The organism is Streptomyces sp. NPDC002520, from assembly GCF_053595235.1.
Map to the genome: position 1 here is coordinate 227,381 of NZ_JBSFXG010000006.1, position 25,907 is coordinate 253,287.

General features: G+C 72.2%; 26 protein-coding genes. 8 read left to right on the forward strand and 18 right to left on the reverse strand.

Annotated elements, in window-relative coordinates; genetic code table 11:
- Positions 1-43: 43 nt before the first annotated feature.
- From ACWD5D_RS12285 to ACWD5D_RS12315, 7 genes are all read left to right on the forward strand, one after another.
- A complete protein-coding gene (locus ACWD5D_RS12285; RefSeq protein WP_450704980.1) occupies positions 44-1,324 on the forward strand; it encodes a phosphoadenosine phosphosulfate reductase domain-containing protein in 1,281 nt (426 codons plus the stop codon).
- Between the two features lie 25 nt (positions 1,325-1,349).
- Positions 1,350-1,517 (forward strand): hypothetical protein, encoded by a 168-nt coding sequence (locus tag ACWD5D_RS12290; RefSeq protein ID WP_432137302.1) that lies wholly within the window; start codon positions 1,350-1,352, stop codon positions 1,515-1,517.
- A gap of 53 nt (positions 1,518-1,570) precedes the next feature.
- Positions 1,571-2,038, forward strand: a complete 468-nt coding sequence (locus ACWD5D_RS12295; RefSeq protein WP_450704981.1) for a hypothetical protein — start codon at positions 1,571-1,573, stop codon at positions 2,036-2,038.
- Positions 2,039-2,133: 95 nt separating this feature from the next.
- Entirely contained in the window at positions 2,134-2,370 is a 237-nt protein-coding gene (locus ACWD5D_RS12300; RefSeq protein WP_432137304.1) for a hypothetical protein, read from the forward strand.
- A gap of 89 nt (positions 2,371-2,459) precedes the next feature.
- Positions 2,460-4,001 carry a hypothetical protein gene (locus tag ACWD5D_RS12305; RefSeq protein WP_450704982.1) on the forward strand — a complete coding sequence of 514 codons (1,542 nt, stop codon included), beginning with the start codon at positions 2,460-2,462 and terminating at the stop codon, positions 3,999-4,001.
- A gap of 278 nt (positions 4,002-4,279) precedes the next feature.
- Positions 4,280-5,317 carry an esterase-like activity of phytase family protein gene (locus ACWD5D_RS12310; protein WP_450704983.1) on the forward strand — a complete coding sequence of 346 codons (1,038 nt, stop codon included), beginning with the start codon at positions 4,280-4,282 and terminating at the stop codon, positions 5,315-5,317.
- A 244-nt stretch (positions 5,318-5,561) separates the two neighbouring features.
- The gene (locus ACWD5D_RS12315; protein ID WP_450704984.1) at positions 5,562-6,098 is read left to right on the forward strand and encodes a hypothetical protein; all 537 of its coding nucleotides are present in this window, start codon (positions 5,562-5,564) and stop codon (positions 6,096-6,098) included.
- A gap of 208 nt (positions 6,099-6,306) precedes the next feature.
- Here ACWD5D_RS12315 and ACWD5D_RS12320 read toward each other — a convergent pair whose 3' ends face one another.
- The 7 genes from ACWD5D_RS12320 to ACWD5D_RS12350 form a co-directional block, all read right to left on the reverse strand.
- Complete coding sequence (locus ACWD5D_RS12320) at positions 6,307-7,569, reverse strand: MFS transporter (protein WP_451372620.1); 1,263 nt, start codon at positions 7,567-7,569, stop codon at positions 6,307-6,309.
- Between the two features lie 321 nt (positions 7,570-7,890).
- A complete protein-coding gene (locus tag ACWD5D_RS12325; RefSeq protein ID WP_450704986.1) occupies positions 7,891-9,117 on the reverse strand; it encodes a hypothetical protein in 1,227 nt (408 codons plus the stop codon).
- Between the two features lie 26 nt (positions 9,118-9,143).
- Positions 9,144-9,986, reverse strand: a complete 843-nt coding sequence (locus ACWD5D_RS12330) for a hypothetical protein (RefSeq protein WP_450704987.1) — start codon at positions 9,984-9,986, stop codon at positions 9,144-9,146.
- Positions 9,987-10,068: 82 nt separating this feature from the next.
- Complete coding sequence (locus ACWD5D_RS12335; protein WP_351230950.1) at positions 10,069-10,287, reverse strand: hypothetical protein; 219 nt, start codon at positions 10,285-10,287, stop codon at positions 10,069-10,071.
- A gap of 123 nt (positions 10,288-10,410) precedes the next feature.
- Positions 10,411-11,247, reverse strand: coding sequence for a tryptophan synthase subunit alpha (gene trpA, locus ACWD5D_RS12340; protein ID WP_450704988.1), 837 nt, complete (start codon positions 11,245-11,247; stop codon positions 10,411-10,413).
- Between the two features lie 387 nt (positions 11,248-11,634).
- Entirely contained in the window at positions 11,635-11,982 is a 348-nt protein-coding gene (locus ACWD5D_RS12345; protein ID WP_351230954.1) for an SH3 domain-containing protein, read from the reverse strand.
- A 126-nt stretch (positions 11,983-12,108) separates the two neighbouring features.
- Positions 12,109-12,888 (reverse strand): hypothetical protein, encoded by a 780-nt coding sequence (locus tag ACWD5D_RS12350; protein ID WP_450704989.1) that lies wholly within the window; start codon positions 12,886-12,888, stop codon positions 12,109-12,111.
- A gap of 266 nt (positions 12,889-13,154) precedes the next feature.
- Between ACWD5D_RS12350 and ACWD5D_RS12355 the strand changes: the two genes are divergently transcribed.
- Positions 13,155-13,430 (forward strand): hypothetical protein, encoded by a 276-nt coding sequence (locus ACWD5D_RS12355; protein ID WP_450704990.1) that lies wholly within the window; start codon positions 13,155-13,157, stop codon positions 13,428-13,430.
- 136 nt (positions 13,431-13,566) lie between these two features.
- Here the strand turns inward: ACWD5D_RS12355 and ACWD5D_RS12360 are convergent, their stop codons facing one another.
- The 11 genes from ACWD5D_RS12360 to ACWD5D_RS12410 all read right to left on the reverse strand — a co-directional run bounded on the left by ACWD5D_RS12360 (position 13,567) and on the right by ACWD5D_RS12410 (position 25,750).
- Positions 13,567-14,829, reverse strand: a complete 1,263-nt coding sequence (locus ACWD5D_RS12360; protein WP_450704991.1) for an MFS transporter — start codon at positions 14,827-14,829, stop codon at positions 13,567-13,569.
- A 293-nt stretch (positions 14,830-15,122) separates the two neighbouring features.
- Positions 15,123-16,319, reverse strand: coding sequence for a peptidase M23 (locus ACWD5D_RS12365; protein WP_451372621.1), 1,197 nt, complete (start codon positions 16,317-16,319; stop codon positions 15,123-15,125).
- A gap of 2 nt (positions 16,320-16,321) precedes the next feature.
- On the reverse strand, positions 16,322-17,194 hold the full coding sequence (locus tag ACWD5D_RS12370) for a hypothetical protein (RefSeq protein WP_451372622.1): 873 nt from the start codon (positions 17,192-17,194) through the stop codon (positions 16,322-16,324).
- 98 nt (positions 17,195-17,292) lie between these two features.
- Positions 17,293-19,326, reverse strand: coding sequence for a hypothetical protein (locus tag ACWD5D_RS12375; protein ID WP_450707316.1), 2,034 nt, complete (start codon positions 19,324-19,326; stop codon positions 17,293-17,295).
- The gene (locus ACWD5D_RS12380) at positions 19,323-19,505 is read right to left on the reverse strand and encodes a hypothetical protein (RefSeq protein WP_451372623.1); all 183 of its coding nucleotides are present in this window, start codon (positions 19,503-19,505) and stop codon (positions 19,323-19,325) included. The genes ACWD5D_RS12375 and ACWD5D_RS12380 overlap by 4 nt, the downstream gene beginning before the upstream one ends.
- A 56-nt stretch (positions 19,506-19,561) precedes the next feature.
- A complete protein-coding gene (locus tag ACWD5D_RS12385) occupies positions 19,562-22,156 on the reverse strand; it encodes an ATP-binding protein (RefSeq protein WP_450707314.1) in 2,595 nt (864 codons plus the stop codon).
- The gene (locus ACWD5D_RS12390) at positions 22,153-22,962 is read right to left on the reverse strand and encodes a hypothetical protein (protein WP_450707313.1); all 810 of its coding nucleotides are present in this window, start codon (positions 22,960-22,962) and stop codon (positions 22,153-22,155) included. The genes ACWD5D_RS12385 and ACWD5D_RS12390 overlap by 4 nt, the downstream gene beginning before the upstream one ends.
- Complete coding sequence (locus ACWD5D_RS12395; RefSeq protein WP_450707312.1) at positions 22,959-23,783, reverse strand: cell division protein FtsK; 825 nt, start codon at positions 23,781-23,783, stop codon at positions 22,959-22,961. Before ACWD5D_RS12395 ends, ACWD5D_RS12390 begins: the two co-directional genes overlap by 4 nt.
- 2 nt (positions 23,784-23,785) lie before the next feature.
- Positions 23,786-24,370 (reverse strand): hypothetical protein, encoded by a 585-nt coding sequence (locus ACWD5D_RS12400; protein WP_450707311.1) that lies wholly within the window; start codon positions 24,368-24,370, stop codon positions 23,786-23,788.
- A gap of 13 nt (positions 24,371-24,383) precedes the next feature.
- Positions 24,384-24,611: a hypothetical protein gene (locus ACWD5D_RS12405; RefSeq protein WP_351224637.1), complete on the reverse strand. Its 228-nt coding sequence runs from the start codon at positions 24,609-24,611 to the stop codon at positions 24,384-24,386.
- A 98-nt stretch (positions 24,612-24,709) separates the two neighbouring features.
- The gene (locus ACWD5D_RS12410) at positions 24,710-25,750 is read right to left on the reverse strand and encodes a conjugal transfer protein (protein ID WP_450707310.1); all 1,041 of its coding nucleotides are present in this window, start codon (positions 25,748-25,750) and stop codon (positions 24,710-24,712) included.
- Between the last annotated feature and the right edge of the window lie 157 nt (positions 25,751-25,907).

The window sequence follows — 25,907 nt, forward strand, 5'->3', positions numbered from 1 at the left end:
AGCGTCGGCCGCCCGGCCCCAATCCCTGCAAGGACCTGCCTTCATGCAGCTCAGCACCCGCCTGCACCTCCTCGACCTGATCCGCGTCGCTACCGCCGCCGACTCCGGCTACCGCACGGCCGGACGCGCGGTGGCCAAGGCCTCTGCCACGAGGCAGACCGCCCTGGCCGAACTCCGCGCCCGCCGGGCGGCGTTGGCCGCCGCCCCCGAGGCCGAGCAGGAGCAGGCGCGCCTTGCGCTGCAGGAGGCCGAGGAATCGTTCACGCGGTGCGCCGAGCGGCGGACGGCGGCACGGGCGAAGTGGCAGCGCTCCTACGACCACGCACGGCGGGCCAACGCGACCCTCGGCCGCCAGGTCGCCCGGCTGGCGGGCCGCCACGGCGCTGATGCTCCCCGGCCGAAGGGCGGCCGCGCCAGGCTGGCAGCCGACCTGCTGCGTGAACTGGCTGCCACTCCGGTGGAGTTGATCCAGGCGGCGCACGCCATCCTGGTCCAGTCCAGTGCCGGGAAAGACTCGGTGGTGGCATTGCACCGAGTCGTGCAGTGGGCGAAGGCGGCCGGCTGCCTGGACAAGGTCGTGGTCGTCCATGCGGATATCGGCCAGGACGCCGAGTGGCCGGGGGTCCGCAACCTCGCCCAGCAGCAGGCCGAGCGCTACGGGCTGAAGTTCGTCGTGGTGAAGTCCGACATCGGCTTCCTGGGGATGGTCGAGCGGCGCGGCCTGTGGCCCGATGCGCAGAACCGCCTGTGCACCTCGACCCTCAAGCGCGACGAGGCCGCCAAGCTGTTCACGCAGATCGTCACCGAGCTCGGCCTGCCCGGGCAGGCGCTCATCATCAACTGCCTGGGCATCCGCGCCGACGAGTCCGCTTCGCGACGACGCAAGGACGAACTGGCGATCGACCACCGTGCCAGCAACGGCCGCCGCCTCGTACTGACGTGGCATCCCGTGTTCCATCTGTCCGAGTCAGACATCTGGCAGGAGATCGCGGACGAGGGACTCGACTACCACCCGGTGTATGACGCCCTCATTCCCCGCCTCAGCTGCATCTTCTGTGTGTTGGCGAGCTTCGACGTTCTCGTGCGCGCCGTCCGGCTGTGCTGGGTGCTCGGGCTGCCGACCCCGAAGACGTACGTCGGCCTGGAGTCGAAGATCGGTCACCGCTTCAAGAACCAGTTCGGCATCGCCGAGGTCGTCGAGGAAGCCGCCCGCCTCGAGCGCGAGGAGGGCCCGATCACCTGGCGGCGGGGCGACGCGATCCGCCACCACCTCGGCGAGGACGCCGCCTTCACCTACCTCCACCGCCTCGCCCTGGCGGCATGAGAGCAGCCCACCCACGGAGAGCACGATGCCGACCCCCGCCCCGACCAGCTGCCGGCACTGCGGCATCGGCCACCGCGAGCACGCACAGCGGTGGACCACCGCCGCCGGCTGGCACCAGTGGACCCCGCCCACCCAGCAGCAGATCCGGGAACGCATGGCCCGGCGCCGGGCCGCCCGCACCGGGCGCACCTGACCCGGCCGCACGAACGCGGCAAGCTCCTCGTCCCCGACCGGAAGGTTCCTCACTTGTCCCTCGCCCTCGTGACGTCGACTGCGCCGTCCACTCCCGCAGCACTCCCGCCGCTCGTCGACGCGCCCGAGTTCGACGCCGAACTCGCCCGGTTCCTCGACTCGCTCGACGTCGCGCAGCTGTACGCGGTCGAGACGATGTGCATGCAGCGGCAGGTCGCGAAGTACGAGACGCAGCTGCTGACGGCGCTGCGCCGCCGGGCCCGTGAGGTGGTGGCCGAGGGCGAGACCGCCTCCCGCTGGCCCGTGGTCACCCTCACTTTCGGGACCGGCGCCTACGACAACGGGGTGTTCTGGGACGAGTACAGCGTCGAGGCTCGCCACCTGGACGGCTCGCTGAGCACCGTCGACCTGGACTTCGAGGACGTCTGCGGCGTGCTCGCCGACCTGTCCAGCGCCCTGCGCCCTGATGGCACCGACAGCATCGTCGTGCAGCTGCGCACCGGCGAGTTCGAGTACCAGTGACCGCCGCCCCGACCCGCCCTCCCGCGCCCCGCGCTCCGTCAGGTGGTCGCTGCCGGCGGACCCGGACCGTCCGCTACCGCTGCGCGCACCTTCGTGTGCGCGTCCAGGACGGCGAGGTCTTGTGGTTCGTCCGTGACCTGGGCCCGGCGATCGGTTTCCGGCCGCCGCTCACCGTGGGCTTCGCACACCCGCGCGTGCTGGTGGCTACCCACGGGCTGTGGCCGCTGATGGAGGCCGCCGGCTACCGGCCGCCGGAGGCGTTCACCGCCTGGGCCGAGAACCTCGCCGACCGGCTGACCCGGTCACCGGCACCGCACCTGCTGACGCGCTGACGGCCCTGCACGAGCTGGGCCTGTAGCCGCCCGCCGCCCCGCGGTGCCCTCCCTCTCCCCACGTCGCCCGAGAAGTCAAGGAACCGTCCATGTCCACCGCTGTGCCCGCCCTGTTCACCCTGCCCGACTCGCGCGCACCGGCCCGCACGAAGCCCGGCAAGCCCATGACCATGCTCTCCTACGGTCTGGGCGCCGACTCGACCGCGATCTTGCTGATGTTCCTCGAGGACCCCCTGCGCTATGGCCTGGAGGCGGACCTGTCCGACCTGGTCGTCGTGCATGCCGTCACGGGCAACGAATGGGCCGACAGCCTGTCGTACGTCGACCGGCTCGTGCTCCCGCTCCTCGCCGAGCGTCGCGTGCGCGTGGTCCAGATCGCCCGCATGGGCCGCCACGACGCCGACGGGGTCCTGGTCCTCGACGACTCGCGCAACCCGCGCAGGATCCACCAGGCCGGGCCCTGGCGCCTGTCGGACTGGCTGATCACGGGCGGGACCGTGCCCCAGATGGCCTCCGGACGCAGGACCTGCTCGATCAAGTTCAAGGGCTGGTGCCTTGACCACTGGGCGGCCGCGGAGTTCGGCCAGAGCGTCTTCCGCCGGGTCATCGGCTACCACGCCGGTGAGCGCTCCCGGATGGAGAAGGACACCACGATCCAGGACCGGCTCAACGAGAAGGCCGGGCGGGTGATCTGCGTGCCGTACTACCCGCTGGTGGACGCCGGGATGGACCGCGCTGCCGTCGAGGCGTTCGTGAGAGACCGGCTCGGCGAGCCCATCAAAAAGAGCTATTGCACGTTTTGCCCCTTCAGTGGGGTTTGTGCGTCGCGTGACCGGCACGAGGAGAGGCTCCGGGAGCACCCGGAGTTGGCCGCGGACGCCCTGGTCATGGAGTACGCGTCGATGGCGCTGAACGAGCCGATGTCGCTGTACGGGACGCGCTCGCTCTACCAGCAGCTCACCGAGGACGCGCGCAACGACGAGGTCCTGACCGCTTTCGAAACCCGGCTCGATGCCCTGCCGTTCTCGCTGTACGAAGTGCGCCGCGTGTATCTGCCCGGCCGTACGAAGGACTGCCGTAACCACCACGGCGACCGCTGCGCACGCCCGAGGTGGTGGTGCCGGACGAAGCGGACCGCGGCGTGCCGCCGCCGGCATCCGGCATACGCGATCGGTGACGACGGCGAGCGGACGGAACTGCCGCCGCAGTGCGCGGGCGTGGATCCCGGCTGCCGCGGCGAGCAGGCCAAGGGCCAGGCCTGGAGGTCGGTGCGGACCGTGTGGGAGGGCTCCCGCTGGGATGCAGAGCTCATGCTGCTGCTGCGGGCCAGGGAAGCCGGGGTGCGTCTTCGTGCCGGCGAGTCCTCCCACATCAAGCGGGTCCACTACCTGGAGCCGGGCGAGGGCTACCCGACGGCGGCTGCCTATCTCGTGGCGGCGCCGTCCGGCGCGGACGACAAGCACCGGGACTCGTTCGAACGCAGATGGACCGAGGTGACCGGGCTCATCGGTACCCGGTGGTCGCCGATCCGCCCGCTGAGCCGGTTCCGCCGTCCCGGACGCGGAGCGAAGGTCATTCCGATCATCCGTCCCTCCGGCGTGACCAACGTGCCCCAGCTTCCGGCTGCTTGACGCACGTCTGGTGGAACCGACCGTGGTGGGCCGCCGCTGGGGCGGCCCACGCCGGCCGTGCTGCTGCGCAGCGGGTGGCGGCCTCTGAGCGTGCCCGCGCGGCACGGCGCAGGTGCAACGCCGCGGACGCGCTGCAGGGCCCGATCGGCCCAGGCAGTTCCCGTTCGGTATGGGGCAGTTCCCAGGGCGGCCGCGCTTGCCGGCCGGTGGGAAGGTGATCGCCTGCAGCGGCGTGTTGCGTCGCCCCGCGGGTCGGAGGCCTGCCGTACGTTGCGGCCATGCACATACGATCCGCGCTGATCGGCGCGCTCACCGCAGCGGTGACAGCCAGCACACTCACGGCCGCGGCAGGACATGCCGCGGCCGCCGACGATGAGGGCGCCTGTTCACAGCACGTCAGCATCCGCGGTTACTCCGACGCCCTCGACAAGACGTCCTTCCAGGGTGCCTTCGTTGGCAACCTGTCCGCGCTGGCCGTGGACGGCCACGGCCGCATCTCGGCCCTGTCGGACCGCTCGCTGCTGTTCGGCCTGGACCGCTCGCTCACGCCGGCGTCCGTGGTGTCCCTGGCCGACGAGGCCGGCCAGCCGCTGGACTCGGAGGGCATCGTCATCGACCGCGACGGTACGCGGCTGGTGTCGTCCGAAACGGAGCCGTCGGTACGCCGCTACTCCGCCGACGGCACACTGCTTGCGCGGCTTCCCGTGCCGGCGAACCTCGGCGTCGAGGCAGCGGGCGGCGGCATCCGCAACCGCACCTTCGAAGGCCTGACGATGGACCGGGCCGGGCGGACACTGACGGCGTCCATGGAGGGGTGGCTGCGCAGCGACGGCATCGACACCCGCCGCTTCCAGACCTGGCAGCGGCAGGGCGACGGGGAGTTCGCCCTCGGCCCCCAGTACGCGTACGTGGCCGAGAAGGGATACGGCATCTCCGAGATCGCCGCCACCCATGACGGCCGCTACCTCGTGATGGAGAGGTCGTTCGCTGCGGACGTCGGGTGGACGGCCAAGCTGTACCTCGCGGACCCCGAGGGCGCGAGCGACGTGACCTCGGTCAACTCGCTGACCAGCGCGCAGCAGGATGTGCGGTTCATGGGCCGGACACTGCTCGCCGACCTGAGCGACTGCCCCGCCGGGGACGCGGTGTCCAAGGTCCCCCACCAGCGCAATCCCCTGATCGGGAACATCGAGGGCATGGCCATCACCGAGGCGCACGGCAAGCGGCTTCGGGTGCTGATGGTCACTGACGACGACGAGAGCGCCACCTCGATCACGCGCCTCTTCGCGATGGACGTCCGCCTGCCGTGCAGGTGAAGTCCCGCCGCTCGCTTACCTGATGAGCCCGGCCCGTGGGTGACGGGCCGGGCTCACCGCTGGCCTAGGGGCGCCAGCTCAGCGCCACCGTGTCGGCTCGCGGACCTGCAGGAGACAGATCCGGCCAGCCGGTGTCCCAGGAGAACCACGCACCTCAGTGTGCACGTGAAACAGTCGAAGACCTCGTGATCTCGTTCCGTGGCCGGCCAGCTGGGCCGCCCAACCGTCAAGGAGGAAGTCCGCCGTGACCGCACGACAGGTACTGACCGCCGCCGCATCTGCAGCCGCTCTGCTCGCCTTGAGCGCATGCGGCAGCTCCGACGACGGCAAGCAGTCCGGGAACGACGCGGCGAAGCAGGAGACGAAGCAAGTCGCGAACGCTGCCAAGGCGTACATGACGGCGTGGCTGCAGCGCCCGTCCCAGCCCAAGCAGATGTGCGAGCTCGAGACAAAGGCGGCCCGTCCGAACTACTCCAAGGACGGCGGCTCCCTCGGCGGCTGCGTCACCACCTACACCGCGTACTTCAGCGACCAGAAGCCGGACCAGTCAGCGCTGACGATCGCCGTCGACCACGTCCAGGACGTGCCGGCGTCCAGCAGCCGGCCCGCCGGCAAGGGCGCCCTGGCCACCTGCAAGCGGGCCGGCGGGGAACCCTTCCGCTACGCCCTGCGCCTGGTCAAGGAGGGCGGCGCCTGGCGGATAGCGCAGAAGGTCGAGGCGGACGGCGATCAGTACGCCCACAGCGCCGACCCTGTCGCCGACCTGCTGGCCCACGCATGATCGGCGCCCGCCTGGGCAGTCGCCGCGGCACCAGGAACGTGTGCGCCGACCGGTGAAGGTCATCACGGCCGATGGGCCGGCCCCGCTGCGAGCGGAGCCGGCCCATCGGCATTTGCTCATCCGGCGGTTCTTACAGCGACGTCCTGCCGGCGACCGTGCCGCGCTGACCACGGCTGTCCGGCCCGTGGCGGGTTGGCGGACTCCGACGTCACGACGCCTCCATTGAGCTCTGGGCAGAGGTCGTGGCCTGCGACGCGTGGTGGGCGGAGCGCAGCACGCCGGCGAGGGGTCGGCAGGCGAGGACGGAGATGAGCGCACACACGCTGAGCAGCACAGCGACCAGCATGCGGCCCCCGGCATCGAGCGCCAGGGCAATTCCGAGCGGCGACAGGGAAGCGACGGCCTGGGCCGCGCTGAGGACCGCCTGGTAGCGGCCCGCAGCGCCAGCGGGCGCGGCGGTGGAGATGAACGCCCCGACAGCAACGCTGTAGCAGATCTCCCCCGGCACCAGGATCGCCGCGGCGATCGAGTACCCAAGCGTGGTGTGCTGCACGGCGGCCACCGTGATGCCCAGACCGAGGATTGCCGAGCCGGCGGCGAGGATCGGGACGAGCGGGTACTTCAACTGTTCGCCGCGGCCGACGAGGAGCCGCGTCATGGGCGGAGTGAGCAGCAGGACGACGACCGTGTTGGCGATCATCGCTGTTCCGTACGCGGTCGGTGGCAGCTGGTCGGCGGTCATCAGCAGCGGCAGGACGGAGACCAGGCCCCAGGCACAGACCATGGCGAACACGGCGGCGAGGGCCATCCAGCGCAGGGCCGGGTCGGCGAGGACCTGCCGGTAGGTGAGGTCCTGCTGGGCGGCGGCCGGCGGGCGGGCGGACAGGGTGCGGCGGGCCACGTAGGCGAAGGCGAGGCAGACGAGGCCGTTGATGAGGAACAGAGTGCGGTAGCCGTGGTGGTGGGCTAGGTAGCCCCCGGCACCGCCGCAGATCGCAATGCCGACGTTGGCTGACCAGTAGAGCCAGGCCTGGGCGCGGGTGCGGCCGGCTTGGGTGGGGATGGCGTCGTTGATGGCGGCGGAGACGGCCGGCCGGTGGGCCTCCATGGTCATGCCCAGGCACAGGGAGACCGCGAACAGCGCGGGAAGGGACTGGACGAGAGCGAGCGCGAAGCAGGCCAGCGCGGAAAGGATCATGAGTGTGGTGAGGGCGGTGCGCTGGCCGACCCTGTCGGTGAGGGCGCCGGCGCCGGCCTGGCCCAGGCACCAGCCGATTCCGAAGACGGTCAGTACGGCGCCGACCGCGGTCGTTCCGCGTCCGGTTCCGTCGGCTACGTAGTAGCTGAGGAAGTCCCAGGCGAAGCCGCCGGCCTTCACCGCGAGCGAGCTGGCGATCAGGATCCACACGATGGACTGGGTGGTCCGCGCGGCGGGCGCGGTGGTGATGGTGGCGGGGGCGTGTGTGGCCATGCAGCGTCTCCCGGCAGGCGCGGGCCTGCAGTCGTGTCGGATGGGGGCAAGCCGAAGGCGGCCGTCCCGGAGGGTGCGGCCGCCTTCGACTCGGGGGTGTTCGCGCCTTAGGGGCGCGGACGGCGTACGGATCGGACAGAGCTCTTGCGGAAGGGACGCATGGCGCACTCCTGCTTCACTGGTGCCAACGCCCCGAGGAGACGGGGCTGGGCCGAACGTACGGCGGGCCTGCAGGTGCCGGAGGCCGCGTCGGTTCACCCCGGACATAGTTGAAGCACGGATCTTTTCCCCGGTGCACTGTCCTGTGCCGCGGCGCGTTGTTCACGTCGCTGCCGGGCGGCCGCCGTGGTGGTCGCATCCTGTGCCGACTGCCGTGCGCAGCCGGTGCAGGAAGTCTTGGCCGTCGCCGAGGTGGGTGCCGGCCCCCGCGGCGATGGCCGTGACGGCACTCTCCGCTGCCTGGGAGTCGTGCAGCGCGAGCCAACGCAGGACTGTCTCGAGCGCCTTGGGGCGCTCGCCGGCGCCAGCGTCGGCGAACGCGGCGTGGACGAGGACCTGGGCGAGGTCCTGGCCGGGCAGATGGCTGTGCAGTTCGGCGGCGGCGAGGCGGGCGAGTTCGCCGGCGACGTCACGGACGGCATCAGGGCCGCGGAACCGAAGCGCCCACCGTGTGCGCCGGGCCGGGTCCTCGTACAGCGCGGCGTAGAACAGTGGGTCGAGGCGGCTGCGTATCTGCTCGGCGCCTGGCGGAAGTGCGCCGTCGCCGTTCGGGGACGCCCACCGATCCGGTGTCGGGCGGCGGCGCTGCTCGACCCAGTCCTGGGCAACGGGGCGCGACCACATCGCGCGGCGTCCGATCATCACTTGGGGCTGCGGCACGGCGCCTTGGTTCCGGTTCATGTAGGCGCGCAGGGTGGAGGCGGTGATGGAGGCCAGGGCCGCCAGCGCCCTGGTGCCGATGAGGTTGTCGCCGGCGAGCTCCGGCGCGGTGAAGGTGACCACGCAGTGCTCCAACGGCGGGCGTTGTTCTGCAGGTGACCGGCGGTTGGCCCACAGCGCGAGGTCGTCCAGCCAGTCGCCGCACTCCAGCTGATCGGCAAGGTCGGCCACGCGGAGCAGCCGTCCGCGGGAGGCATCGGCGGCCGGGTCGCCGAGCAGGTCAGCGGCGGTGACGGTCGCGGCCGCGGGTACCGGGTGCTGCTCGAAGGCGCCTGCGGTCGCGTCCCACAGCTGAGGCGGCCGGTACCAGCCAGCGCCGTCCCACCAGTAACCGCCGGCCCGGGTCACGAGCGGCGCATCGGCCTGCCATTGCCCGGCCGGAGCAGCTCCCGGCTCGTCGACCGCGTAGAGCAGGATCGACCGGCCCAGCTGCGGGTGGTCGTGGACGACCCATATCAGGTCCTCGCGTTCGGGATCCGGGATGAGGGTGCGCCGGGCGGCCTCCGGGCACCGGGTGAGGTCCGCGGCGAGGTGGGCGTCATCGACGAAGGGCAGGGAGGGCGCGGGGTGGTCGGTGCTGGCGCCGTTCGCGAGAAGACGGGGAGGCATGGTCAGCGTGTCCTTCAGGGCGGTGGTCAGGCGGTCCGGCGAGGCAGTGCGGTGCGAGCCGGGGGGTTGAGGGCACGGCTCGCTGCTCGGCGCAGCAGGACGGCGTACTCCTGCAGCGCGAGGGGGTCGTGGACGTGGTGGTCTGCTGCGGTGAGGCTGAGTACGCCGACCAGATGCCGTCCGCGAAGGACCGGCGTGGCGAGGGTGCACCCGCCGGGGTGGCGGCACAGGGCGATGCGGGTGGAGCGGATGGAGCGCTGGAGGGTCTGGGGCAGCGCCAGGGGCCGGTCGTCGGCGTCGGCGGCGAGGTCGTCGGGGAGGTAGGCCAGAGCCACCCGTCCCGCGGCAGTCGCTCTCGGGTCGTGGCCCTGCTGGGAGGCCGCGACACTGAACTGCGGGTCGGGGCACAGGAGGTCGACGAGCGTGAGGCGAAGTCCGATGCCGATCCGGTAGTGCGGCTCGTGCCAGGCAACGGCACGTCCGGTCTCGTGGTGGAGGTCCTCGACGATGCGCCGTACGGGCCCGGTGACCGGGTCCGGGCCGACGCGGGGTGAGGCGAACTGCGCGAAGTTGCGGGTGAGCCGGTAGGTGCCGCGGCGGGTTCCGTATTCGACGAGCTGCTCCAGGTGGGCCGCCTTGAGGAGCTTGGAGGCGTGGGAGGGCTGCACGTCGGCTTCACGGGCGATGTCCGCGAGCTGGTGTTCGTCGTGGGCGCCCAGGCGTAGCAGCGCGCGCAGGACGCGGAAGCCGCGTCCTGCGGACTGGGGCGGCCGGCGGCCTTCCGCGTCGGCGACCGGCTCCGGCGCCACGGCGAGCGGGGTGCGGGGTGCGGACGGGATGGGGCTGGGGGGTGTGGCGGTGCTGGACATGCGACTCCCGGTCAGTGCGGCGCGGGCAGACTCCAGGAGCGGGGGCCGGCATGGCCCCGCGGGCGGGGAGTTGGGATGACGGTCAGGGCCGGTAGGCGCGTCGTCGGGAGCGCGGAACCTGGGGCTCGGGGAGGTCCAGGTCCTGCTGTGTGACGTCGTCGCCGAGGTCCGCGCTGCTGTAGCGCGGTTCCACGAACAGCAGGTGGGCTCGCCATTCTGGCGGTGGCGACAGGGGCGCGGGCCGGGGCCGGCGCACGCTGTCGGCGTTCCGGCCGGACGGGATACGACGCTGAGGGTGCACGTCCTCTTCTTCTCCTTGTTCTACTGCTCGCTCAGGCCTTCAACGCCGTGCTCGTGCCGGTGGGCGGCGGCCGGTCCGGCACGAGCTGGAGGACGCTGCTGCGGCCGCGGCGCCATTTGATGATCACGCCGGGAGCGTGGCTGGAGCTGCAGGCGTACGCAGCGCGTACGCGAACGCTCTGACCTGCTCCAGGGCGCCCTCGAGGCCGCGCGGTCCGGCGGTGTGCAGCAGAGGCCGGACCAGCGGGGAGCCGATCACCACGGCGTCGACGAACGGGGCCACGTCGGCGGCCCGTTCAGGCGTGGAGATGCCGATCCCGGCGACCAGCGGGTAGGAGGTGGTGGCCCGCAGCCGCGTCGTGTAGTCGTGGAGGGCGGGCAGGTCCAGCGGCCCCTGGTAGCCGGTGGGCGCTGCTGCGGCGGGGACATAGACCCAGCCCGAGGCGGCCTTGGTGATAGCGCGCAGCTGGCTGTCGTCGGCGCTGCGCGGGGCGAACTGCGGCGCGTGGATGCCGGCTTCGCGCGCGGCGTCGAGCCACGGGCCGGCCTCTGTGAGGGGCAAGTCGGGGATCATCGCGCCGGCGGCGCCCGCCTGAGCGAGATCCTGGGCGAACCGCTCGATCCCGAAGTCGCAGACCGATGTCCAGTAGGCCATGGCGACCACCGGGACGTCGGTGCTGGACGTGACAAGGCGGATCGTGGAAAAGACGTGCGCCATGCGGGTGCCCTGCGCGAGGGCCCGAGTGTAGGCCGCGGAAATGTCGGGGCCGTCGAAGGCCGGCGTGCGGTGCGGGACGCCGACTTCGAGGAAGTCAGCGCCGTGCCGGACGAAAGCGCGCAAGGCCTCGATCCCGGCGGTCCAGTTGGGGAAGCCCGCAGGCAGGAATGCGCCGAGTGCGGCGCGTCGGCGGCGGTTGAGCAGCGCAGTCAGTGCTTCTGCGGCAGGCGTGCGTGGGGTCATGACGGGGCGCCTTTCACGGGCGGGGGTGAGGGGGGTAGATAGGTGTGAGTGGAAGGCGGCCCGCGGCCGCGGTTCCGCGCCTGGTGGCCGGCGGCGTACGTCGGGTGCCGCCGCGTCTGCCCGTCCTCGGCCGGTTCGTTGCCGGCCTACGCAAAGAGGGACGAGGAACCGACGCCGAAGCAGATGGAGCACGTACTGCACCGGGGATGCGGAGAACTCCGCGGCGGTGTGACGGCGGAGAACTGGCAGTCCGGCGCGGGAATTCCTGACGAGGAGCAGGGATGGGCGCTTTCCGGGGAGCGGTGTCGGATCCGACACCGCTCCGTCATCGGAAGCGGGATTCCGGCACGGCAGTCGGGAAAGCGCCGGGCCGGGGACGCTCTGCCGTCAGCCGGCGAGCTGCAGGAGCATGTCCTTGCGGATCCACCCGTAGGTGCCCGCAGGCAGGCCGGACTTCGACCGGTAGATCAGCTTCGTGTAGTACCAGTCGCTCTTGCCGCAGTAGACCCGCAGGTCATCGCCGTTGTAGAGGAATCCCTTGCTGCTGTAGCTGGTCCCGGGCCCCGTGCGGTAGTTGACGCCGTTGTAGCCCACGATGGCGTTGTGGTCGGCGATGTTGTAGGTGCAGGCGGACGAGTCCGCGGCGGAGGCGGCAGGCGCCAGGGCCGCGGCGGTTCCGCCGAGGAGAGAGACGGACAGGGCCACGGTGGCCAGTCGTCGGCTTATGGCAGTCACAGCGATCTGTGTCCCTTCAGGACAGGTTGATAGGGGGTGCGGCGCCACCCGCTCACCACGCGTAGGCGGGAGCGGGCTGCGCAGCCGGGGCTCAACGCGGAGCCCCGACAGCAGGGCCTTGGGCCGTCAGGACTGGTCCGTCGCACGGCGGCCGGCACGACGCCGGCCGTAGCCGACGACGCCCACCGACGTCACACCGGCGGCGAGCAGTCCCGCGGCGGTCAGGGCCAGCGCCGTGTTCCCGTCGGAGCCGGTGTGCGCGAGGCTCCCGGCGGGCGTGATGGTGTCAGCGGCGCTGATCTGCTGAGCGGTGCCGCCCTTGGGCGAGGCCTTCGTGCCGTCCGACGTGCCGTCCGAGGTCGCGCTCGGCGACGGTTCCGAGGTCGGATCGGTACCCGGGTCCGTGCCCGGGTCCGTCGGGTCCGTGGTGGGCGGGTCCGTGGGATCGGTGGTCGGCGGGTCCGTCGGATCGGTCGTCGGCGGGTCGGTCGGGTCCGTGGTGGGCGGATCCGTCGGGTCCGTGGTCGGCGGATCCGTGGGATCGGTCGTCGGCGGGTCGGTCGGGTCCGTGGTGGGCGGGTCCGTCGGGTCGGTCGACGGCGGGTCCGTCGGGTCGGTGCCCGGATCGGTGGGCGGGACGGGGGGGTCCGTGCCCGGCTCACCGGGATCGGTCGGATCGGTCGTCGGGTCCGTGCCCGGCTCCCCCGTGGGGTCCGGGCTGGGCGTCGAGGCGTCCGCCGAGACCTCCACCTTCAGATCCAGCGACGCCCCGTCGGCAGCCGACGCGGACGTCTGGGGCGCCGGGGATTCGGTAGCGGCGAGCGCGGCCGGCGCGGCCAGCGCGCCCGACGCGGCGACGAGCGCGGCGGTCGTCACGACACGCCGCAGCACGCGCGAGCGGGTCATACGCATGAGTGAGATCAGCCTCCACAGGTGCACGGCAGGCCCGGCCGGTCGACGCGTGCTGCGCCGAGGCGGAGTACCTGCTGGTGAACTGATCTTGGAAGCGCGGGCCTGTGGATAGAGTCCGCCGATTTCCAGCGCGCCCGGCCCTCAGCGACGCTCACCCGGAAGCACTGGTTCCGGTGCTGATCCCACGCCCGAGCTCCCGCCGCGGGCGGTCGGGCATCTCGTGTGCCGGTGGAGGTCAAGTCGGCTGCCACCATGGGGTGATGACCCAGACGCTGCTGTTCGGTGCGGGGATCGCACTGGGATACCTGCTCAGGTGGTGGAGTCCCGTTGGCCGAGCGGTGTCCTGGGCGCAGCGCCAGGAGCGCGGATCGGCAGCGTGGTGGCTGGCTCAGCCCGTGCTGGCCGTTGCGGTGGTGGCACTGTTTGTCGGGCATCCCCGGCGCAGCCGGCGCAACGTCCGTTCCTGGCGCGTGGAACCGCCCCTTGCCGCGCCTCGGCTTGATCCGGAGTGGCTGGACAAGCGGCGGGCGCCGTGAGCCTGCCCTGCTGGCCTGCCAGCACCGACGGCTGCGGCCGGGTATGACGAGACCCGGCGCACACACGGGGGGATGTACGCCGGGCTCTTCGGCCACCGTAGTCGACCAGGTGCCCGCACAGGGGCACATATTCGGTTCATCGGGCCGCGGGCATCAGTTCGGCTGGTTCCGGGCCGCTGCTGTGGAGGTGCACGGCGAGGCGACGGCGGGTGACGAGCAGCAGGAGGCAGCCCGCTGCGGCACCGCCAGCCGCTACGGCGGCTGCGCCGGCCGGCACGGTCGCCGGGACGAGTCCGGCGAGAGCCGTCCCGGCGGCCTGTCCCAGCCCCAGGCACGCGACCAGCCAGGCGGAGGCCTCGGCGAGGGTGCGGGACGGGACGAGGACATCGAGCGCGTGGAAGCTCGTCACCAGCAGCGGAGCGAGAAAGAGCCCGGTCAGGGCAGCGGATCCGACGGCGAGGTGGGGAGCGGGGTCGGTCAGCATCGCCACCGTGCCGAGGAGGAACCCGGCGCCGATGACCAGGAGTTGGCGGGCCACGGTACCCGGCCAGGAGCGTCGGCCGTAGTACAGGCCGCCCAGCAGGCTGCCCGCGGCGAGGGCGGCGGGGATGGTCGTCGCGAGATATCCGGCGTCGTGACGTTCTCCTGCTGCGACGCCCGCCACGTTGAGCGCGCCGAGGGTGATGCCGATCCCGAACAGGGCCGCGACCAGGGCACGCAGGCCGGGAACGCGAAGCGGTCCGAGCCAGTGAGCGCGGGTGGTGACCGGCAGCCAGACGCGTATGGGAGGTGCGGAGAGGAAGAGGACCGCTCCGGCTGCCCCGACGGCCGCGGTGGCGGCGAGCACGAGGGCGGTGCCGGCGGCCGCATCGAGGCCCAGGACGAGGAGGGGGCCGGCGATGAAGACCACTTCCTGCGCGCAGGCGTCGAGGGCGAGCACGGCGCGACGCTCGCGCGGGTCGGTCACCAGGCGGGGCCATGCGACACGTGCCGCGGCCTCGAGCGGCGGAGTGCATGCTCCCGCGGCCGTGGCGAGGAGGGTGGCTGGCAGCGGGTGGTCGGCCGGTCTGATCAGCGCCAGTCCGGCGAAGGCCGCGGTGGCGGCCGCGGCGGTGACGCCGACGGCGACGACGTGGCCGCGCCGGTCGAGCAGCCTGCCCCATCCCGGCTGGCCGAGGGCGGCCGCCAGTCCGTACACGGCGGCGAGCGCACCGGCCAGTGCCAGGGTGCCGCCGTCGGCGCGTACGGCGATCAGGATGGCCAGTGGGGCCATGGCGACGGGGAGATGGCCGATGATCACGCCGGCCAGCAGGCGGGTGACGAACGGGACGGCCAGGACGTCGCGGTACCGGGGCGCCGGGCGCAGCGGGGGCCGGTGCAGGAGAGGGCTGGTGGTCATGTGCGGGCAGTCCTTGGGTGTCGTACGCCGGGCGGTTCGCGTCGCTGCGTGGGAGAAAGGGGAGATGCCGGGCCGGCGGCTGTGGCGAACAGGCGTGGTGGGCACCGCTGCGGGCTGTGCCGGGCGTGTGGTGCCCGGCCAACTCCGCAGGCTTGTTGGCACGTCAGTACAGGCGGGTGCTCGCCCGCGCGGGGTGCGGCACTCTGGCCTGGAGGGGCACCGAATCCCCTGATCGCGGTGCCAACTGGCCCTCGTCGGTGCCGACTACGCATCCTCGTCACGCCGTCGGCCGCCTATCCGGCGCGGGGGAAGACCGGCGGGGTCCAGCCGATGTACTTGGCGTTCCACTTGGTCTCGAAGAGCCCGGCGTCGACGACGTCGATGTAGCCCGGCCTGAGGATGTCGTTGCTGGCCACCTTGCCGCCGCCGAGGTAGACGGCGATGTGGCCGGCTCTGTGGCCCGTGTCCCAATACATCAGCGCCCCGGCGGGCGGGTGCCGGTCCCCGTCATGGCGCATGGATGCGGGGACGACTTTGTAGTGGTCGATGGCGTAGTTGACGCCGGAGAAGCTCCAGCCGTAGACGTTCGCGGTGAAGGCCAGGCAGCGCTGGTACCAGCCGCTCGACGAGCCGGCTCCGGAGTGGGCCTTGGCCCAGGCGATCGCCTCGGCAACCGAGCGCGGATTGTTCAGCTTCCAGGTCTGCTTGCCGTCGGTGAACTTCCCGCCGGCGCTGCCTCCCGGTGTGGTCGGCTGGGCCACGCCGCACGAGTTCTCGCTGGTGACCGTCTCGCTGCTGCCAGCGCCGCCACTGCTGCTGGTGTTGCCGGTGGTTGAGCCGCCGCGTTCGACGTTGATGCCGGCTTCCTGGGCGAGCTTGCGCATGGAGCTCTCATGGCCGGCGTACAGCTCCGGGTGCGCGCTCTTTTGGACCTTCTGGGCAGCGTCGCCGAGCGGCAGTTTCTCCCAGCCCTTGATGTCGACCAGGCCGCTGTTGCCGCCGCGCCCCAGGAAGAAGGAGGTGGCGGCGAACGTCGGGCCGGTCTTGGGGTCGGTGATCTGCGCCTTGGTGCCCCAGCCCATGCTGGGCCGCTGCTGGAAGAGGCCGACGCTGTCGGCATCGCCATGGGTGAGGTTTTGCAGGGTCGATTCCTGCATGGCGGTCATGAGGGCGATGAGGGTGGCCCGGCCGGGCAGACCGGCCTTCTTCGCTGCGGCGTCGATCGCTTTGGCGTAGGTGATCTGCTGCTGGTGCAGCGTTCCGGAGGCCTGCACCGTGGAGGTGTCCGTCACCGCGGAGGCGTCGGAGGTGCCGGGCCCGGTGTCCTCGCATGCGGAGGCGCCGGCCTTGCCTGCGGGGAAGAACATGCCGAGGACGATCAGTCCGATCAGGAAGACGACCATGGCGATGGCGCCGAATTTCAGCTGGGCGCCCTTCTTGACGGCGCCGGTGGCCTTGAGGGCGCCGCGCATCACATCCCGCTGGTCCACGGCTACTCCTTCAGCCCGAGGACGCGGGTGACCATCCAGGGGGACGCCAGGTCGGCGCGCGCCACTTCGAGCGTCAGGTGCCGGGTGTAGGTGTAGGAGTCGGTGCCCTTCACCGCGAGCGTGACGTCGGCCTGCAGGTACACCCGGATCGAGGTGTCCGGGGCGGGGCGCTGCTTGGCACTGGGCTGTCCGATGGCGACGTGCGTGGGCTTGGCCTCGGTGGCCTGTGCCGCGACGAGTTGGTTGAAGTCGGCGTCGTCGTGCTTTTCCAGGTTCTCGACGAGCGGGGTGGAGGCGTACGGGGCAGCCCGCTCGACGGACGCCTTGTGGCTGCCGTCCTCGACCGGGCGGCGCTCGGTGTAGGCGGTGATGAAGGCCCTGGCCACAGCGGTCGGCGAGTCGGCAACGGTCGGGGCGCTGGCGGTCGGCGCGGGGGTGGTGGGGTCCGGGGCCTGGGGGGCTTCCACGGTGGGGGTCGCCTTGGGCGCGGCCTGGTGGCTGTCGCCGCGGTCGGGCCACAGCCAGGCCGCTGCGGCCACGACCGCGGACACGACCAGCGCGACGATCGGGATCACCACCGGGGTGGGGGTCCGCCGGCGCTCCTCGCGGATCCAGTCGGCGAGGTCGTCGCGGCGTGCCTCGCGCCACCGGCGCCTGGCCTTGCGGCGCTTGCGGCGCGGCAATTGGGCCAGTTCGGGCGGGAGTTCCTCGGCGCGCAGGGCCTCGCGCCACTCGGCGGCGCTCTGCGGGACCTGCCGGCGACGGGAGGTGGGACGGGAGGAGGCGGACTGAGGTGCGGTGTCGGTCGGGTCGGTGTCGTGCTCGTGCGTCACTGCGGGCTCCGTACGACGGCGCGCGAAGGCGGATGCGGGCATGGCGGGATGGCCCCGGGGCGGTCCGGCCGCTCATGCGGCCGGACCGCCGGGGGACTTGACGGGGATGGCGGGGCGGGGAGAGTCCGGCTCAGCCGGGCTCAGGAACCCGGTCGCGGGCGCGGCGGCCCGTTGCGGGTACCGCTGGCCGGCAGGGCGCCACCGCCGGCCGGCCGCGGCGGGCGCGACGGCCGGGGCGGAGCCGCGGGCGCCGGGTAGGTGCGGAAGCGCGCTCCGGTCGGGTTGGCGGGCCGGTTGATGACGGTGCCGGTGACGACCCGTCCGCTGCCTCCGGGCGACGGCGGCGGGGGGCCGTGACGCGGCGGCGCACCGGGCCGGACTCCGTACGGGCCGGCGGTGGTTCCGCCTGATCCCCCGCGCCCGGGCGCTCCGGGGCGTCGCGGTCCCGGACGGGGGCCGGTGCCGGGCCTGCGGTGTCCGCCGGGCCGGGTGCCCCCGGGACCGGTCGGACCGCCGGGTCCGCCGGGCCGGCCGGATCCCGGGCCGCCCGGGCCGGTGCCGCCGGGAAGACCGGAGCCAGGTCCGCGCCGGGGCAGGTGGACCGTGGGCGGGTAGCTCGGCGGCGGCGGAATGTTCCGCGTGGGGCGGCTGGGCACGTTGGTCCCGGAGGACGGCGGCTGCCCGCCGCCGCTGGGCCCGGGATCACTGCGCCTGGGGCTGGGGTAGCGGTCCATGTCCCCGAGGCCGCCGCGCCGGCCGCGGACGGCGCTGCGCAGACGGCGCGCGGAGACCATCCGGCCGAGCGTGTTGAACACGCCGCGTCCGGCCATCTGGGCGCCGCCGGCGGAGACGATGCCGTCCAGCCGGCCGCGGACCTGGAACGCCACGGCGGTGGCGCCGACGTTGAGGGCGCTGACCATGAGCCAGCCGTACGTCTGCAGCAGACCCATGGTCGCCACCGAGACGATCATCACCGAGCCGAGGAGCATGGTGGCCGTGAAGCTGACCATGACCAGCCCGACCAGCATCTCGAACCACTGAACGCCCCATTGGCGGGGTTTGCCCGGTATGCACCACAGTGTGGCGAAGGCGACGCCGCACACCAGCAGCATCAAGGCGCCGAGAAGGCTGGCCAGGGTGGTGAACGCCAGCATGATCACCAGGGCGGAGAAGATCGCGCAGCTGATGATGCCGGCGATGAGCACGCCGATCCGGCCGCCAGGGGTGTGGCCCTGGCGCCACTGCACCGCCTCCTTGCCCACGGTGTCGGTATTGAGGGTGGAGGCGAGGAAGTCTTCGCGGTCGTCCATGTCGGTGCCGCGCTTGACGACGTCGTAGCCCCACCGCTGGCAGGCCTTGATCGAACCAAGATCCGCTATGCACCAGGGGGTTGCCACGTAGGTGCGCCAGACGGCGTCGGCGGCCCGGCGGACGGTGTTGTCCTTGTCGTTGTCGCTCCACTGCGGTTCGGGGGTCTTGAAGGGCATGGCGGCGTCGTCACTGCCGGACAGTCCCGACCCGATGGTCGTCATCGCGACCGAGGCCCCCAACTGCCGGCCGTTGTCGACGCCCTTGACCCAGGTGGAGGGGGCGACGAGGAAGGTGGTGGCGATCGCCGCGCTGGCCGCGACCCAGGCGATCTGGCCCAGTGGCGAGGACTCCGAGCGCTTGGCCCAGGCGATGAACCCGCCGACCGCGACCGCGGTGGGCAGGAACATCGTCATCATCGGTTCGGCTGCCGCGCCGATGGCCCGGGAGATCGGCTCCTCGATCTCGGGCAGGCTCACGACGTTGAAGCACCAGCCGACCACCACGACCGCGGCGCGGCCGAGGATCGTCAGGACCTGCATCAGCATGTTGCCGAAACCGTGCAGCCAGCCGTCGACCAGGTCCCCGCCCGTGAGGTCGTCGCTCAGCTGCTTGTCGAGCTGGTAGACCTCGGGGTCGAAAGACTCGAACAGGGTTCCCTGGCCCGGGGGTTTGAAGGGGGACGGCATCATGTCGCCGATGCCGCCCGGCTTGTAGTCGTCGGTGCCGTCGGCGGCGGCGGACGGCGCGAAGACGCCGAGGGTGGCCAGGATGGCGGCGGTCGGGGTCAACAGGGCGCGCAGGCGCGGCATGGCGATCCATATCCGCAAGGCCGCGCCGCGCAGTCGTTCCAGCAGTTGCTTCATGCGGTGCGCTCCAGTACATCGGCCACCGGGTCCGTGTGCGCGTAGCGGGATGCGTCGGCCTCGGCGCCGGCCGTGCGGACCGTGGCCAGCACTCCCTTGCCGGCCGGGCGGGTGCCGGCGGCGGGGACGTCCTGGACGATCGCGACCGAGGCGGTCAGGGTGCGCTGTCGTCGAGTCACGGCGGTCTGCCTCCCGGGTACGCAGGCGGCGTCGGCCGGCCCGCTGCGGATGGGGGTCATGCGGCTTCCGACCCTTCCGCCGCCGGGCTGTGGACAGAGTCCGCGTCCTGCGCGCCGGCCGGCTCCTCGTACAGCGCCGCCTCCTCGGCTTCGGCGTGGTCCGCGGCCTGGTCCTTGGGGTTGGTGGACAGCGCGCGCAGCAGCTCGTAACTGGGGGCGTCCCACTGCATGGTGGCCACCCGGTCGCGGCGGTCCCGGATGATGCAGTGGCCGTGGCGGATGTTGCCGTGGGCGTCCTTGCCGACGCCGTGGATGAGGGCGCGGGTGCTGTCGGAGACCGGCAGGCGCAGCAGTTCGGCCATCGCGTCCTGCTGGGAGCGGGTGCTCTGCTCGAACGCGCAGACCGTGGTGATCGCTTCGAGGACACCGTCCATGCCCAGCAACGACTTGGGGTCCTGGGTGTCGATCGCCAGCGACGTGTCCAACGCCCGCCCGGTGCGGGCGATGTAGTCGATGAAGCGGCGGCCGTCGTCGGTGCCGGTGAGGACGTGCACCTCCGGGATCGCCACGACCTTGGGGAGGTCCCGCAGGTCGGCGCGGGCGGAGGTGTTGAGGGCGTAGGCGATCAGGCCGCGCATCAGGGCCAGGCTGACGCGCTCGGTCATCGTCATGTCGGACGGCTTGGTCCCGGCCTGCGGCATCGTCAGCCCCGGGACCTGCACCAGCCACAGACCCGGCTCGGGCCGCAGCGGGGAGGCCCCGGAACGGGGCTTGCCGAGCAGGGGCGCACCGAGCTGGGTACGGGAGAGCTCGGCGAGGGCGTTGCCGGCCCCGACGGCGATCGGGTCGCTGTCGGCCTGGAGCATCTCAATGACCCGCCACGTTGCCGGGTCCTCGTGCTGCGCGACGGCGTTGGCGGCGCGCAGCAGGTGGGTCTCCACCGAGTCCCGCATCCGCTCCGGCAGGATGATCAGCAGCTGGCTGACGACCTGCAGGGCGGCATCGCCCTTGGGCAGCATGCGGAACACGTCGGCGACCGCGGGCGTGTCCACGCCGCAGGTGACGTGGTGGGAGTCCAGGCCCAGGTACTCGCCGGCCTTTACCAGGCCGCCCTCATCCCCCTTGAAGCCCAGCATCAGGGAGAACGCACCCTTGAGACCGGCGATCAGCGTCGCCAGCATCATCGAGGTCGTCTTGCCGCGGCCCGACCGGCCGACGAAGGCCGTTGTCGTCGCATCTCCCCGGGCCGAGCCGGCGGTGATGTCGATGCGGCACACGCCTGGGGTGGTGCCGGTGAGCAGGCCGGCGATCGGGCCTTCGTCGTCCCCGGCCTCGGAGCCGCCCCAGAACATGCTGGCGGCGAGCGCGTCCGTGGTGCGGATGTGCCCAAGGTCCAGGACGCGGAGCATGTCGCCGATCTGCGTCTCCAGCCACAGCTCCCGCTGCTCCTCGGACGCGACGACGACGTCGATGCTCAGGCCGGCGTAGTGGGCGACGACCGCGTCGCAGCGGGCACGCAGGTCCTCGAGGCTTTCGGTGCTGGAGACCACGATGCGGGGGTGGTCCTCCAGGAGGGTCATGCCGTCGCGGGACATCTGCCGGCGCAGGTCCTCCATGACCGCTTCGGTCTCCTCCGTCTCCGCGAACGTCTCTCCGGCACTGCCTTCGGCCGCGCTCTTGCGCTGCTCCTTGGCGGACTGGCGCTGCTTGTCGACGTTCTTGATCGCGGTTCCCTTGCGCCACACCGAGAAGCGGACCGACGCCTCCGGGCACACCAGGGCCTCCTCGCCGGTGTCTGGGTGGGAGTAGGTGATCTCGCTGAGGCAGCGCAGCCACTCCTGCTCCCCCGGCGTGATCAGTTCCTGCGGGAAGACGGGCATGGCGAGCACGCTGACCCAGGCGGCGGTCTCGCCGCGGGCGTCGATCATGCGGACGTGGTCGCTGTGCGGGATGGCCTTGGACTGGGTCAGGCGCACCAGGGCGGCGCCGCTGACGGTGGGCAGGTTCGGCGGGGCGGGCTGCGGCCGGTAGGACTCCCTGGAGATCGCCCAGGCCAGCAGCTCGGCGGGGGCGATGCGGGCCCGCCAGGGGGTGGCCTCCAGGCGGCGCTCCAGGCGGCGGGCCAGGCCGTCGAGGTGGGCGAGTTCGGTGTCGTCGAGGCCGGTGTGCCCGACGCCGAGCGCGCTCGCGACGCCGTTCTTGACGGTTGCGTTGGCGGCGGAGTCCCGCTCGGCGATGCGGATGCCGAGCAGGATGTGCCGCTGGGGCAGGTCGAGGGTGTCCAGCCGGCGGGCCCACATGTCGGCGACCATCTCGATGTCCCCGGCGCTGAAGATCTGGTGGGCCTCCTCGCGGTAGATCTCGCCGTCCAGCCGCGCCCAGATGATTTTGAGGTGGCAGTCGTAGCCGGGCAGGACCTTGGCCAGGGCGAGGGCGGCGGCGTCCTGCTCGATGTCCTGGCGGTCCTCGGGCATCAGGTCCGTGTTGGCGGAGTAGAGGGTGTACCAGGCCTCCGCGGCGACGTCCGTGACGACCAGGCCGTCGGCGACGGCAACCAACTGCGGTTCCTTCATGAGCCGTTCGGCGCCCAGACCCAGCAGGCGGCCGAACTTGGACGCGGACTTCTTCGCCGCCTTGGTGGTGCTGCTCATCGGGTGGACTCCTTCACGGTGCGGGGGGCGGATCGGCGGCGTGGGGGTGCGGGGCGGGCGAGGGCGGTGGCGTCCTCGTCGCTGAGGTGGGCGGCCTGGACCAGGCGCGTGCCGGTCCGGTCGAGGTGGTGCCACAGCCCCGGGCGCCAGGGGGCTGACGGAGGCTGGTCTTGGCCGCGGACGCCGGCGATGCGCCACGTGCGGTCGGTCGGTTCGGCCAGCAGGCGGGTGGTGAACAGGTTGCGGACGACGTGTCCGAGAGCGCGCGGCGGCTCGCAGCAGGCCAGGACGACCTGGATCCCGGCGAGCCGGCCGTGCGCGAGGACGGCCGTCAGCGCGTCCAGCGGCACGCCGTTGGGCCGGGGATCCGCGAAGTGGTTGCACAGGACGTCGGTGGTGCCGTGGTTCTCGACCAGCAGCAGCCGCGCAGGACCGGGGGCGCCGAGCTCGGCACGGCTGCGGGCCTGGTGGGCCAGGTCCATCAGGTGGCGGTGGACGGCGTCGGGTTCATGGACGTAGGTGACGTCCTCCAGTCCCTCGGCCCACGGGTGCTCGCTGGTGTGGACGTCGATGATGTCGACGTGCGCGCCGGCGGCCAGGGCCTGGGCGCCGAGGGCGCGCAGCACGGTGGTGTGGCCCATGCCGCCAGGGGCGGCGACCAGGAGGTGTCCGTCGGCCGGGGTGAGGTAGACGGGCTGATCGCCGGCGGCCAGGCCGATCAGGGGGTGGGGGCTGCGGGCGGCGGCTCGGCGTCCCCGGCCCCGAGTCAACTGCACACGGGCGCGGGGCAGTCGGGCGGCGCTCACTGGGGTGCTCCCGGCTCGATCACTCCGCGGGCGAAGGCGCGGGCCTCGGCGTCGCTGAGGTAGAGGGCCTGGAAGGCGGTGACCTGCTGGCTGGCGACCAGGTGCATCCGGCCCGGGACGAGGGAGGAGGGCGGGACGGCCCAGGCCTCCGGGGCGACGCGCTGCCACAGGGCGGCGCCGCCCAGGGCCAGGATGCGGGTGGGGAACACCTGGGCGACCGGCACGGCGCCCAGGCCGGGCAGGCCGACGCGCGGGTTGCCGGCGAAGACCTGGATCCCGAAGGCCGGTCCGCTGGCGAGCAGGACGCCGAGGGCCTCCACCCCGGGCGCCTCGTCCAACTGCGTCTCCGGGCGGGTCTGGGACCAGTACTCGCGCAGTCCGTACGCGACGGTGCCGAGGTGCTCGATGACCATGACCCGGCGCCCGGGCCAGCCGCCGTCCCAGCTGCTGGTGCCGTCCTGCAGGGAGGCGACGCTGACGAGCAGGTGGTCGTGGATGGCGGCGATGCGGGAGAGGTAGCGCACGCCGGGCAGGTCGCGGGCCCAGTGGTGGCCGGTGCCGCCCGGGTCGATGAGGTCGACGCTCGCGCCCAGGGCCAGGGCCTGCGCGGTCAGCGTGCGCAGCAGGGTGGTGGTGCCGCCGCCGGCGCCGGTGGCGACCAGGGCATGCTCGGCCGTGGCGGGCAGCGTGATCGGCCGGTCGCCGTCGGCGAGGCCGAGCAGCGGGGTGCCCGCCGCGCCCAGGGCGGCCAGGGTGTGCGGGTCGGACAGGCGGACGGAGTTGCGCAGGGCCTGGATCGGCATGGAGGTCTGGGTGGTCATCGTCAGGTGCCCTTCGGTGTCTGCCTGCCGGTGCGCCGCTGCCGTCTGCTGGTCTTGGAGCGGGCCTTGGCCACGGCGTCGGGTCCGTACATCCGCAGCCGCGGCCGCAGGTGCGCGGGCTTGCCGCTGCTCTCGGCGGCATCGGGGATGTGGTCGTCGGTGGTGAACAGGGAGGAGAAGGCCGGCATCTCGGCGAGCTGCGGGAAGCGTTCGGCCAGGCGCTGGGTGCGCAGGCGCAGGCCGGCCTTCGACGGGGGAATGCGGCCGCGTCCGATGACCGGGCGCACGCCGTGGTTGAGGAAGTTCAGCCGCACGCCCCACAGGAGCAAGTTGGTGCGCCGCCAGTAGGCGGTGGATCGTTTCGCCCCGTAGTAGGTCAGGCCCAGCGGTGGCAGGAGGAACAGCGGGACGAGGGGCTTGGGCGGGAAGCCGAGCAGCAGCAGCCACAGCCCCCACCACAGGGGGAAGATGACGGCGCCGTATTTCAGGGTCGTGCGCGGCAGGCCTTCGCCGAGGTCCAGGCCGAGGAGCTCGTGCTGCCGCGTCTCCAAGTCCCAGTGCTGCGTATAGGTTCGGGAGATTCGCATCGTCGTTCGCGCCTCAGCCGGTGAAGACGGTGGCGATCTTGGCGCCGACGAACTTCAGGATCGTGACGGCCTGGTTCGGCGTGAAGATCATGACCGCGACGACAGCGCCGCCGACCAGGTGCGTGATCAGCGCGCCCCACTCCTTTTTCATCCAGTGCCCGAAGCCTCGGACGGCGAGCACAGCGACGAAGAGGGAGCCGACGACGGCCAAAATCCAAGAGACGAGACCGTTTCCGCCCATGGGGTATCCACTCCTTGGGTTGTGGTGGGGAAGGTGTTGTGCGGGGCCGGCTCGGGCCGGGCCCTCGGCGACGGCCGGGGTGGGATGGGCGGCGCCGGCTACGCGGTCTTCGCGGTGACCGCCTGGACCTGCCAGCGGCTCGCGCTGCTGGCCGAAACCTTGGTGAGAGTGATCTGGTAGGTCTGCTGCAGCTGGGCGCCGCCGAGCTTCCAGCGCACGGTCGCGGTACCGGTGCGCTTGTCGCCGCTGCCCGCGTCGACGGCCCAGGAGTCCAGGGCGTCGAACTGCACGCCGCCGCCGAGCGGCGCGATGTCCGCTCCGGGGGCGGCCGCCTGGTCCTCCGTGCCCGACGCCCAGGACGACAGGAAGTCCTTCACGCTGTCCCGGGTCTGCGCGGACATCTGCGCGTCGGCCTCAGGCCCGTCAGGCGCCTTGTACTTGGCGGCCGTCGGCATGCCCACGATGGCCGGCTCGCCCGTGACCACGACCCGCCCGTCGCCCTGCGCGACGGGAACCTCCAGGCCGCGCCAGCTGGAGACGGTGCGCTGGTTCTTGCCGCTGCCGGTGACGGTGCTGACGCGCACGTCGACGAGGACCCGGGCCCGCTTGCCGCCGGCCTGGGTGACCGTGCCGGGAATGGTCTGCGCGACGAGCTGCACGCCGGAGCCGTCCCAGCCCATCTTGGGATCCAGCCCCTTGGCCAGGTCCGCCTCGAGCTCGCTCGCCCGCTGGTCGGGGGCCTGGGAGTTCCAGTTCATGTAGGAGCGGGCGAACCGCGCTGCGACCTGCTGCGCCTCGGCCTCGGGCACAGCGTCCTTGCGCGCCTCGGCCTGCGGATCGGTCTGCTGGACGGGCGCCGGCTGCTTGGCGGGGAAGATCCACGTCCTCACGCCGGTGAACGCAGCCAGGCCGATGACCAGCCAGATCACCACCCGACCGGCCTTGCGTGCCGCCGAGCGTCCAGCGGACTCCTCTTCCTCGGCCCAGCCCAGAGCAGGCTGCGTCCTGGCCGGGGGCCCCTCCCCCGCCCCGGCGTCCGTCGGCGTCGGAAAGGCCGAGTCCTTCGATGCGGTGCTTGTTTCCTCACCGCCCTGTATTTCTTTGGGGGGAAGATTCAGCATCTTCCGCAGCGCACTCATCCCGATCTCCTCGGCACAAATTCCTGATAACCGACCTCCGCGCACGAGGGCATGACTGACCTGCTGTCATGCGGCCTCACGCTCCTTGCGGAAAGCTCACGTTGGAAACCTAGGACCGTTGCCCTGTGGATAAGTTCCGGCGAAATCGGCGGCAGTC

Excerpts from the sequence above, each read along its gene's own strand:
- ACWD5D_RS12355 (WP_450704990.1), top strand. The coding sequence starts at position 13,155 with ATGACCCAGACGCTGCTGTTCGGTGCGGGGATCGCACTGGGATACCTG.
- ACWD5D_RS12310 (WP_450704983.1), top strand. The coding sequence starts at position 4,280 with ATGCACATACGATCCGCGCTGATCGGCGCGCTCACCGCAGCGGTGACA.
- ACWD5D_RS12395 (WP_450707312.1), bottom strand. The coding sequence starts at position 23,783 with ATGACCACCCAGACCTCCATGCCGATCCAGGCCCTGCGCAACTCCGTC.
- ACWD5D_RS12370 (WP_451372622.1), bottom strand. The coding sequence starts at position 17,194 with ATGCCCGCATCCGCCTTCGCGCGCCGTCGTACGGAGCCCGCAGTGACG.
- ACWD5D_RS12305 (WP_450704982.1), top strand. The coding sequence starts at position 2,460 with ATGTCCACCGCTGTGCCCGCCCTGTTCACCCTGCCCGACTCGCGCGCA.
- ACWD5D_RS12400 (WP_450707311.1), bottom strand. The coding sequence starts at position 24,370 with ATGCGAATCTCCCGAACCTATACGCAGCACTGGGACTTGGAGACGCGG.
- ACWD5D_RS12290 (WP_432137302.1), top strand. The coding sequence starts at position 1,350 with ATGCCGACCCCCGCCCCGACCAGCTGCCGGCACTGCGGCATCGGCCAC.
- ACWD5D_RS12325 (WP_450704986.1), bottom strand. The coding sequence starts at position 9,117 with ATGCCTCCCCGTCTTCTCGCGAACGGCGCCAGCACCGACCACCCCGCG.
- ACWD5D_RS12405 (WP_351224637.1), bottom strand. The coding sequence starts at position 24,611 with ATGGGCGGAAACGGTCTCGTCTCTTGGATTTTGGCCGTCGTCGGCTCC.
- ACWD5D_RS12360 (WP_450704991.1), bottom strand. The coding sequence starts at position 14,829 with ATGACCACCAGCCCTCTCCTGCACCGGCCCCCGCTGCGCCCGGCGCCC.
- ACWD5D_RS12285 (WP_450704980.1), top strand. The coding sequence starts at position 44 with ATGCAGCTCAGCACCCGCCTGCACCTCCTCGACCTGATCCGCGTCGCT.
- trpA (WP_450704988.1), bottom strand. The coding sequence starts at position 11,247 with ATGACCCCACGCACGCCTGCCGCAGAAGCACTGACTGCGCTGCTCAAC.
- ACWD5D_RS12385 (WP_450707314.1), bottom strand. The coding sequence starts at position 22,156 with ATGAGCAGCACCACCAAGGCGGCGAAGAAGTCCGCGTCCAAGTTCGGC.
- ACWD5D_RS12375 (WP_450707316.1), bottom strand. The coding sequence starts at position 19,326 with ATGAAGCAACTGCTGGAACGACTGCGCGGCGCGGCCTTGCGGATATGG.
- ACWD5D_RS12410 (WP_450707310.1), bottom strand. The coding sequence starts at position 25,750 with ATGAGTGCGCTGCGGAAGATGCTGAATCTTCCCCCCAAAGAAATACAG.
- ACWD5D_RS12330 (WP_450704987.1), bottom strand. The coding sequence starts at position 9,986 with ATGTCCAGCACCGCCACACCCCCCAGCCCCATCCCGTCCGCACCCCGC.
- ACWD5D_RS12320 (WP_451372620.1), bottom strand. The coding sequence starts at position 7,569 with ATGGCCACACACGCCCCCGCCACCATCACCACCGCGCCCGCCGCGCGG.
- ACWD5D_RS12350 (WP_450704989.1), bottom strand. The coding sequence starts at position 12,888 with ATGACCCGCTCGCGCGTGCTGCGGCGTGTCGTGACGACCGCCGCGCTC.